This window comes from Rhodopseudomonas sp., assembly GCF_048594845.1.
GTDB lineage: Bacteria > Pseudomonadota > Alphaproteobacteria > Rhizobiales > Xanthobacteraceae > Rhodopseudomonas.
Map to the genome: position 1 here is coordinate 1 of NZ_JBMDXE010000162.1, position 8,748 is coordinate 8,748.

7 protein-coding genes are annotated in these 8,748 nt (G+C 66.3%); all 7 read left to right on the forward strand.

Annotation, left to right across the window (positions count from 1 at the left end):
* Positions 1-857 (forward strand): LysR family transcriptional regulator (locus tag ACOJTD_RS10230; protein WP_420132810.1); only part of this gene is annotated, 857 nt, incomplete at its 5' end.
* 116 nt (positions 858-973) lie between these two features.
* Positions 974-1,444: a formate dehydrogenase subunit gamma gene (locus ACOJTD_RS10235; RefSeq protein WP_420132811.1), complete on the forward strand. Its 471-nt coding sequence runs from the start codon at positions 974-976 to the stop codon at positions 1,442-1,444.
* Positions 1,441-2,997 carry a formate dehydrogenase beta subunit gene (locus tag ACOJTD_RS10240; RefSeq protein WP_420132812.1) on the forward strand — a complete coding sequence of 519 codons (1,557 nt, stop codon included), beginning with the start codon at positions 1,441-1,443 and terminating at the stop codon, positions 2,995-2,997. The genes ACOJTD_RS10235 and ACOJTD_RS10240 overlap by 4 nt, the downstream gene beginning before the upstream one ends.
* Positions 2,998-3,008: 11 nt before the next feature.
* Complete coding sequence (gene fdhF, locus ACOJTD_RS10245) at positions 3,009-5,855, forward strand: formate dehydrogenase subunit alpha (RefSeq protein WP_420132813.1); 2,847 nt, start codon at positions 3,009-3,011, stop codon at positions 5,853-5,855.
* Positions 5,855-6,682, forward strand: a complete 828-nt coding sequence (gene fdhD / locus ACOJTD_RS10250; RefSeq protein ID WP_420132814.1) for a formate dehydrogenase accessory sulfurtransferase FdhD — start codon at positions 5,855-5,857, stop codon at positions 6,680-6,682. Before fdhF ends, fdhD begins: the two co-directional genes overlap by 1 nt.
* Complete coding sequence (locus tag ACOJTD_RS10255; protein WP_420132815.1) at positions 6,672-6,887, forward strand: formate dehydrogenase subunit delta; 216 nt, start codon at positions 6,672-6,674, stop codon at positions 6,885-6,887. The genes fdhD and ACOJTD_RS10255 overlap by 11 nt, the downstream gene beginning before the upstream one ends.
* A gap of 55 nt (positions 6,888-6,942) precedes the next feature.
* A complete protein-coding gene (locus tag ACOJTD_RS10260) occupies positions 6,943-8,595 on the forward strand; it encodes an OFA family MFS transporter (protein ID WP_420132816.1) in 1,653 nt (550 codons plus the stop codon).
* Positions 8,596-8,748 lie beyond the last annotated feature (153 nt).

Genomic DNA, 8,748 nt, shown 5'->3' on the forward strand with positions numbered 1-8,748 from the left:
GGCATTTCGGCCGAGCCGCCGAGGCCTGCGGCGTGACTCAGCCGACGATGTCGACCGGCATCAAGCAGCTCGAAGAAATCTTGGGCGTGATGCTGGTGCAGCGCGGCTCGCGCTTCCTCGGTTTCACCGCCGAGGGAGAACGCACCCTGGAATGGGCCCGCCGCATTGTCGGCGACACGCGGGCGATGCGCCAGGACATTGGCGCCATGAAGGGCGAACTGTCCGGCGAGCTGCGGATCGCCGCGATCCCGACCGTGCTGGGCATGGTGGCGCAGCTCACCACGCCGTTCCGCGCGCGGCATCCCAATGTCCGCTTCAGCATCCTGTCCTGCACATCGTCCGAAGTGCTGGGGCTGCTCGAAAACCTCGAGGCCGACGCCGGGCTGACCTACATCGAGAACGAACCGCTCGGCAAAGTCCGCAGCGTGCCGCTTTATCAGGAGAGCTATCGGCTGATCACCTCGCCGGACGGCCTGTTCGGAGATCGTGATCAGGTGACTTGGCAGGACGTCGGCCAGGTTCCGCTCTGCCTGCTGACGCCGAACATGCAGAACCGCCGCATCATCGACCGCGCGCTGCGCGCCGCCGGCACCATCGCGCATCCGACCTTGACGTCGAATTCGATCATCGTGCTTTACACCCACGTCAAAACCGGGCGCTGGGCCAGCGTGATGCCTGCCAAACTCGCCGAAACGCTGGGGCTTGGCGACGGCGTCCGCACCATTCCGATCGTGGATCCGGTGGTGTCCTACAGCATCGGCCTCGTGGTGCCGCCGCGCGAGCCCTATACGCCGCTGGTCGCCGCGCTGATGCAGGTCGCCCGCGAGGTCGCGCCCTCGCTTGAAACCGAGGCCTGAGCGCGCCCAGGCCCTCCCTCGATACCGTTTCCTTATCGCAGCATGCGACAGCTTTATTGATTCCTTGAACGATTCCAATTTTCATCGGTCGCGAACCAACGCCGAAAAGAGCGCCGATGCATAACGAACCATGGGACCCGACCCGCGCCGCTGAGATCATCGCCGGGTTGACGCACAAGGAAGGGCCGACACTGGTCATCCTGCATGCTTTGCAGGAGGCGTTCGGCTATGTGCCGGAGGCGGCCGTGCCGATGGTGGCGCAGGCGCTGAATTTATCGCGCGCCGAGGTGCATGGCGTCGTCACCTTCTATCCCGACTTTCGCCGCGAGCAGCCGGGCCGCCATGTGCTGAAGCTGTGCCGGGCCGAGGCTTGCCAGGCGGCGGGTGGCGATGCGCTGGCGGTGCATGCGGAAACGCGGCTCGGCGTCGCGTTCGGCCACACCTGCGCGGACGGCTCGGTGACACTGGAGCCGGTGTACTGCCTCGGGCTGTGCGCCACCGCACCAGCCGCGATGTTGAACGACCGCGTGGTCGGCCGGCTTGATACCAAGCGGCTGGATCGGTTGATGGCGGAGGCGCAGCGATGACGCTCCGTGTCTTTATCCCGCGGGATTCCGGGGCTTTGGCGGTTGGCGCCGATGACGTCGCTGCCGAAATCAGCCGCATCGCGCATGAGCGCGAGCTGGGCCTCGATCTGGTGCGGCCCGGCTCGCGTGGCTTGTATTGGCTGGAGCCGATGCTGGAAGTCGAAACGCCGGCCGGGCGCGTAGCTTTCGGGCCGGTGACTGCAGAGGATGTGCCCAGCATTCTCGATGCGATCATCAACGATGTTCCGCATCCGCTGAAGCAGGGGCTGACTGAAGAGATCCCGTGGTTGAAGCGGCAGACCAGGCTGACCTTCGCGCGCTGCGGAATTATCGACCCGCGCTCGATCGACGATTACCGCGCCCATGGCGGTTATCGCGGGCTCGAACGCGCGCTGAAAATGAGTTCCGATGCCATCATCGATGATGTGGCAAAGTCGGGGCTGCGCGGCCGCGGCGGCGCCGGATTTCCGACCGGCATCAAATGGCGTACCGTCGCCCAGTCCGGCCGCGGCCAGAAATATATCTGCTGCAACGCCGACGAAGGAGACAGTGGTACCTTCGCCGACCGGATGCTGATGGAGGGCGATCCCTTCATGATCATCGAGGGCATGACCATTGCCGGTATCGCAGTCGGGGCCACGAAGGGTTACATCTACATCCGATCCGAATACCCGCACGCCATCGAGACCATGAACGCCGCGATCGCCAGCGCGCGGCGGACCGGCTTCCTCGGCGACAACATCTGCCACTCGACCGATGCGTTCGACATCGAAGTGCGGGTCGGCGCCGGCGCTTACATCTGCGGCGAAGAAACCTCGATGCTGGAGAGCCTCGAGGGCAAGCGCGGCACGGTGCGGGCCAAGCCGCCGCTGCCGGCGCATCATGGCTTGTTCGGCCGTCCGACCGTGATCAACAACGTGCTGACGTTCTCGGCTGTGCCGTATATTCTCGACGGCGGCGCGCAGGCCTATGCGGATTGCGGCATGGGCAAGTCACGCGGCACCAAGCCGATTCAGCTAGCCGGAAATATCAAGCACGGCGGGCTGTTCGAAGTCGCGTTCGGCATCACGCTCGGCGAGTTAGTCGATGAGATCGGCGGCGGCACGCTGAGCGGACGGCCGGTGCGCGCCGTGCAGGTCGGCGGCCCGCTCGGCGCTTACTTCCCGCGCGCATTGTTCGACACGCCATTCGACTACGAGGCTTTCGCGGCGCGCAGCGGCATGGTCGGGCATGGCGGCGTCGTGGTGTTCGACGACACGGTCGACATGGCCAAGCAGGCGCGGTTCGCGATGGAGTTCTGCGCGCATGAATCCTGCGGCAAGTGCACGCCGTGCCGGATCGGCTCGACGCGCGGCGCCGAAACCGTCGACAAGATCATCGCCGGCGACAAGCCGGACGCCAACATCGCCGTGCTCGAAGACCTCTGCAACACCATGAAGTTCGGCTCGCTGTGCGCGCTCGGCGGACTGACGCCTTATCCGGTGCTCTCCGCGCTGACGCACTTCCCCGAAGATTTCGGCCTCGCGCCGCGCCGCCTGCAGGCCGCGGAATAAAGGACGACGATATGGCTCTGGTTCACGAAATCGATTTCGGCACGCCGCGCTCGCCCTCCGAGAAAATGGTGACGCTGACGATCGACGGCCGCAGCGTCAGCGTGCCCGAGGGCACTTCGATCATGCGCGCCGCGATGGAGATCGGCACAGCGATCCCCAAGCTCTGCGCCACCGACATGGTCGACGCATTTGGCTCGTGCCGGCTGTGCCTGATCGAGATCGATGGCCGCTCCGGCACGCCGGCGTCGTGTACCACGCCGGTCGCCGACGGCCTCGTCGTCCACACCCAGACCGAGCGGCTAAAGCAGATCCGCAAGGGGGTGATGGAGCTGTACATCTCCGATCACCCGCTCGACTGCCTGACCTGCTCGGCCAACGGCGATTGCGAGCTGCAGGACATGGCCGGCGCCGTCGGCCTGCGCGACGTGCGCTACGGTTACTCCGGCGAAAAGCATCCGAACCCCGGCCTTGATGAGTCCAACCCGTATTTCACCTACGACGCGTCGAAATGCATCGTCTGCTCGCGCTGCGTCCGCGCCTGTGAGGAAGTGCAAGGCACCTTCGCGCTGACGATCGCGGGTCGCGGCTTCGACTCCGTCGTCTCCCCTGGCATGCAGGAAAGCTTCCTCGGCTCGGAATGCGTGTCCTGCGGCGCCTGCGTACAGGCCTGCCCGACCGCGACGCTGAACGAGAAAACGGTGATCGAGATCGGCACGCCGGAACGCTCGGTGGTGACCACCTGCGCTTATTGCGGCGTCGGCTGCACCTTCAAGGCCGAAATGCGCGGCGAAGAGCTGGTGCGCATGGTGCCGGACAAGGACGGCAAAGCCAATCGCGGCCATTCCTGCGTCAAGGGCCGCTTCGCCTGGGGCTACGCCAACCACAAGGAGCGCATCCTCAACCCGATGATCCGCTCCAGTATCAGTGAGCCGTGGCGCGAAGTGAGCTGGGACGAAGCCTTCGCCTACGCGGCCTCCGAGCTGAAGCGCATCCAGGCCAAATACGGCCGCGACTCGATCGGCGGCATCACCTCGTCGCGCTGCACCAATGAAGAAACCTTCCTGGTGCAGAAGCTGATCCGCGCCGGCTTCGGCAACAACAATGTCGACACCTGCGCCCGCGTCTGCCACTCGCCGACCGGCTACGGTCTGTCGACCGCGTTCGGCACCTCGGCCGGCACGCAGGATTTCGACTCGGTCGAGCACACCGACGTGGTGATGATCATCGGCGCCAACCCGACCGATGGCCATCCGGTGTTCGCCTCGCGGCTGAAGAAGCGCCTGCGCGCCGGCGCCAAGCTGATCGTGGTCGATCCGCGCCGCACCGATCTGGTGCGCTCGGCGCATATCGAGGCGGCACAGCATCTGCCGCTGAAGCCCGGCACCAACGTTGCGGTGCTCACCGCGCTGGCCCACGTCATCGTCACCGAAGGCCTCGCCAACGAAGCCTTTGTGCGCGAGCGCTGCGACTGGAGCGAATACGAGCATTGGGCGGCGTTCGTCTCGGACGAGCGCAACAGCCCGGAAGCCACGCAGGCCTTCACCGGCGTCGATCCGCAAAGCTTGCGCGAAGCGGCGCGGCTGTACGCCACCGGGGGCAACGGCGCGATCTATTACGGCCTCGGCGTCACCGAGCACAGCCAGGGGTCGACCACCGTGATGGCGATCGCCAACCTCGCGATGGTCACCGGCAACCTCGGCCGCGAAGGCGTCGGCGTGAATCCGCTGCGCGGCCAGAACAACGTGCAGGGCGCCTGCGACATGGGCTCGTTCCCGCACGAGCTGCCGGGCTATCGGCACATCTCGACCGACGCGGTGCGCGAGAGCTTCGAGGCGCTGTGGAACGTCAAGCTCGACAACGAGCCGGGCCTGCGCATTCCCAACATGCTCGACGCCGCGGTCGACGGTTCGTTCAAGGCGCTGTATGTGCAGGGCGAGGACATCCTGCAGTCCGACCCCAACACCAAGCACGTCGCCGCCGGCCTGGCCGCGATGGAATGCGTCATCGTCCACGACCTGTTCCTCAACGAGACCGCCAACTACGCCCATATCTTCCTGCCGGGCTCGACCTTCCTGGAGAAGAACGGCACCTTCACCAATGCCGAACGCCGCATCCAGCGCGTCCGCAAAGTGATGTCGCCGAAGAACGGCCTGGAGGACTGGGAAGTCACGCTGAAGCTGGCCGAAGCGGTCGGCTACAAAATGAACTACACGCATCCGTCGCAGATCATGGACGAGATCGCCACGCTGACCCCGACCTTCGCGGGCGTCTCCTACGATCGCCTCGAAGAGCTCGGCTCGATCCAGTGGCCGTGCAACGAGCGCGCGCCGGAAGGCACGCCGGTGATGCACATCGATCACTTCGTCCGCGGCAAGGGCAAGTTCGTCATCACCGAATATGTCGCGACCGACGAGCGCACCGGCCCGCGCTTCCCGCTGCTGCTCACCACCGGCCGCATCCTGTCGCAGTACAATGTCGGCGCGCAGACAAGACGCACCGCGAACTCAGTGTGGCACGAGGAAGACCGCCTCGAGATCCATCCGCACGACGCCGAACAGCGCGGCGTGCGCGACGGCGATTGGGTCCGGCTCGCCAGCCGCGCCGGCGAAACCACGCTGCGGGCGCTGATCACCGACCGGGTCGCGCCGGGCGTGGTCTACACCACGTTCCATCATCCGGACACGCAGGCCAACGTCGTCACCACCGAATATTCCGACTGGGCCACCAACTGCCCGGAATACAAGGTGACGGCCGTGCAGGTCGCGCCGTCCAATGGCCCGTCGGAGTGGCAGCGCGCCTATGAAGAACAGGCGACCGCCGCCCGCCGGATCGCGACGCCCGCCGAAGCCGCGGAGTAATGATGAAGCCGACGGTCCACACCGCCGCCACCAAGGTCTGGCGCAAAGGCCGGATGCAGGACGGCGCGCGCGCCATCCCCGAGGAGACGCCAGTCGCGATCAGCTACAATGGCTCGACACAAGCCGTGATGATGGCGACGCCGGCCGATCTCGAAGACTTCGCGATCGGCTTCAGCCTCTCGGAAGGCGTCGTCGAGTCGCGAGCGCAGATCGAATCGCTGGAGATCGTGCCGCACGACGACGGCACCGAACTGCGGATGTGGCTGGGCGGCGACGTCGCCGACAGGCTGCAGCAGCGCCGCCGCCACATCGCCGGGCCGACCGGATGCGGCCTGTGCGGCGTCGATTCGATCGCCGAGGCGGTGCGCCCGGTCGCGCTTGTCGGCGAAGGCCGGACGTTCTCGCCGCAGCAGATCATCGCCGCAATCGAGGCGATGCCGCCGCTGCAGACGCTGAACGTCGCAACCCGCGCGGTGCACGCCGCCGCTTATTACACACCCACGCAAGGCGTCGTGGCGCTGCGCGAAGACGTCGGCCGCCACAATGCGCTCGACAAGCTCGCCGGCGCGATTGCGCGGCAGGGCGTCGACGCGAGGGCGGGCATGGTGCTGCTGACCAGCCGCGTCTCGGTCGAGATGGTGCAGAAGACCGCGGCGATCGGCGCGACCGTGCTGGTCGCGGTGTCGGCGCCGACCGCGCTCGCGGTGAAGATGGCCGAGGCCGCCGGCATCACGCTGGCGGCGATCGCGCGCTCCGACGGTTTCGAGATCTTCACGCATCCGCACCGGATCGACACCCACACCAAGGGAGCCGCCGATGTCGCCTGACCGGCTGGTCTACATGGCCAATCAGATCGGCACATTCTTTCGCAGCCAGGGCGCCGACAAGGCCGTGCCCGGCATCGCCGAACATCTCAAGAAATTCTGGGAGCCGCGGATGCGCAGCGCGATCATCGCGCATCTCGACGCCGGCGGAGAAGGTCTGGAGCCCGACGTGCGGGCTGCGGTGGAGGCGCTGAGGCCGGCCAAGTAACAAGGCCGGAATATTTGCAGCCCGAAAACGGGCGCTCAAAGGGGAAGGAAACAACATGGCAACCTTGGAAGGGACCGGACGCCTGTCCGGCGTACGCCCGGGCTTACTCGATCGCGAACGCATCATTGCGACCGCCGGCTTCAATCGCTGGCTGGTGCCGCCGGCCGCGCTCTGCATTCATCTGTGTATCGGCATGGCCTACGGCTTCAGCGTGTTCTGGCTGCCGCTGTCGCGCGCCGTTGGCCTGTCGGCGCCGAAAGTCTGCGGCGACATGACGATCATCCAGGAGCTGTTCACCACCACCTGCGACTGGCGCGTCGCCTCGATGGGCTGGATGTACACGCTATTCTTCGTGCTGCTCGGCGCCTCGGCGGCGATCTGGGGCGGCTGGCTCGAGCGCGTGGGACCGCGCAAGGCCGGCTTCGTCTCGGCCGTGTGCTGGTCGGGCGGCCTGGTGCTCGGCGCCATCGGCATCTACACGCACCAACTCTGGCTACTGTGGCTGGGCTCCGGCGTGATCGGCGGCATTGGGCTGGGGCTCGGCTACATCTCACCCGTGTCGACGCTGGTGAAGTGGTTCCCGGATCGCCGCGGCATGGCGACCGGCATGGCCATCATGGGCTTCGGCGGCGGCGCGATGATCGGCGCCCCGCTCGCCAACATGCTGATGAACTATTTCAAGACGCCGACCGACGTCGGCGTCTGGCAGACCTTCCTGGTGATGGGGCTGATCTACTTCGTGTTCATGACGATCGGCGCCTTCGCCTATCGCATCACCCCGCCCAACTGGCGGCCCGACGGCTGGACGCCGCCGGCGCAGGCCAACACCATGATCACCGCGCACCACGTGCATCTCAACGACGCGCACAAGACCAAGCAGTTCTGGCTGATCTGGGCGGTGCTGTGCCTCAACGTCTCGGCCGGCATCGGCGTCATCGGCATGGCGTCGCCGATGCTGCAGGAAATCTTCGGCGGCAAGCTGATCGGTCTGCCGGAGCTCAGCTTCGGCCAACTCTCGGCCGAGCAGAAGACGCTGATCGCCGGCATCGCGGCCGGCTTCGCGGGCCTGTTGTCGCTGTTCAACATCGCCGGCCGGTTCTTCTGGGCGTCGCTGTCGGACAAGATCGGCCGCAAGAACACCTACTACGTGTTCTTCATCCTCGGCATCGTGCTTTATGCGCTGGCGCCGACGCTGGCGGCGATGGGCAGCAAGGTGATGTTCGTTCTCGCCTTCGGCATCATCCTGTCGATGTATGGCGGCGGCTTCGCCACGGTGCCGGCCTATCTCGCCGACATCTTCGGCACGCAGTTCGTCGGCGCCATCCACGGCCGGCTGCTGACCGCCTGGGCGACCGCCGGCATCATCGGCCCGGTGGTGGTGAACTACATCCGCGAGGCGCAGATCGCCGCCGGCGTGCCGCAGGCGCGGGTCTATGACTTCACCATGTACATCCTGGCCGGCATGCTGGTGGTCGGCCTGATCTGCAACGCGCTGGTGAAGCCGCTCGCCGACAAATGGTTCATGAAGCCGGAGGAAGTCGCAGCATTGCAGGCCAAGGGCGCGGCAGCCGCCAGTGCCGGCGGCGGCTCCTACGGCATCGGCAAAGGGGGCTTCGACGCCCGCGCCATCGCCTTCTGGGCCTTCGTCGGCATCCCGCTCGCCTGGGGCGTGTGGATCACCCTGCAGAACGCCGCGAAGATTTTCTGAGCTTCGCGCGCGACGCGCACGCTCCCTCAAGGGGACGACAAACCTCTCCACGTCATGCCCGGGCTTGTCCCGGGCATTGTCGTTTTGACAACGACTGAGCCGTGCTCCAGCGGGGCGCGCCCGGCCGGGGGCGCCGCAGGGTTGAGATTAAGT

Bases quoted from the DNA above. Each gene is read 5' to 3' on its own strand.
- ACOJTD_RS10260 (WP_420132816.1), top strand. From the start codon at position 6,943: ATGGCAACCTTGGAAGGGACCGGACGCCTGTCCGGCGTACGCCCGGGC.
- ACOJTD_RS10240 (WP_420132812.1), top strand. From the start codon at position 1,441: ATGACGCTCCGTGTCTTTATCCCGCGGGATTCCGGGGCTTTGGCGGTT.
- fdhD (WP_420132814.1), top strand. From the start codon at position 5,855: ATGATGAAGCCGACGGTCCACACCGCCGCCACCAAGGTCTGGCGCAAA.
- ACOJTD_RS10235 (WP_420132811.1), top strand. From the start codon at position 974: ATGCATAACGAACCATGGGACCCGACCCGCGCCGCTGAGATCATCGCC.
- ACOJTD_RS10255 (WP_420132815.1), top strand. From the start codon at position 6,672: ATGTCGCCTGACCGGCTGGTCTACATGGCCAATCAGATCGGCACATTC.
- fdhF (WP_420132813.1), top strand. From the start codon at position 3,009: ATGGCTCTGGTTCACGAAATCGATTTCGGCACGCCGCGCTCGCCCTCC.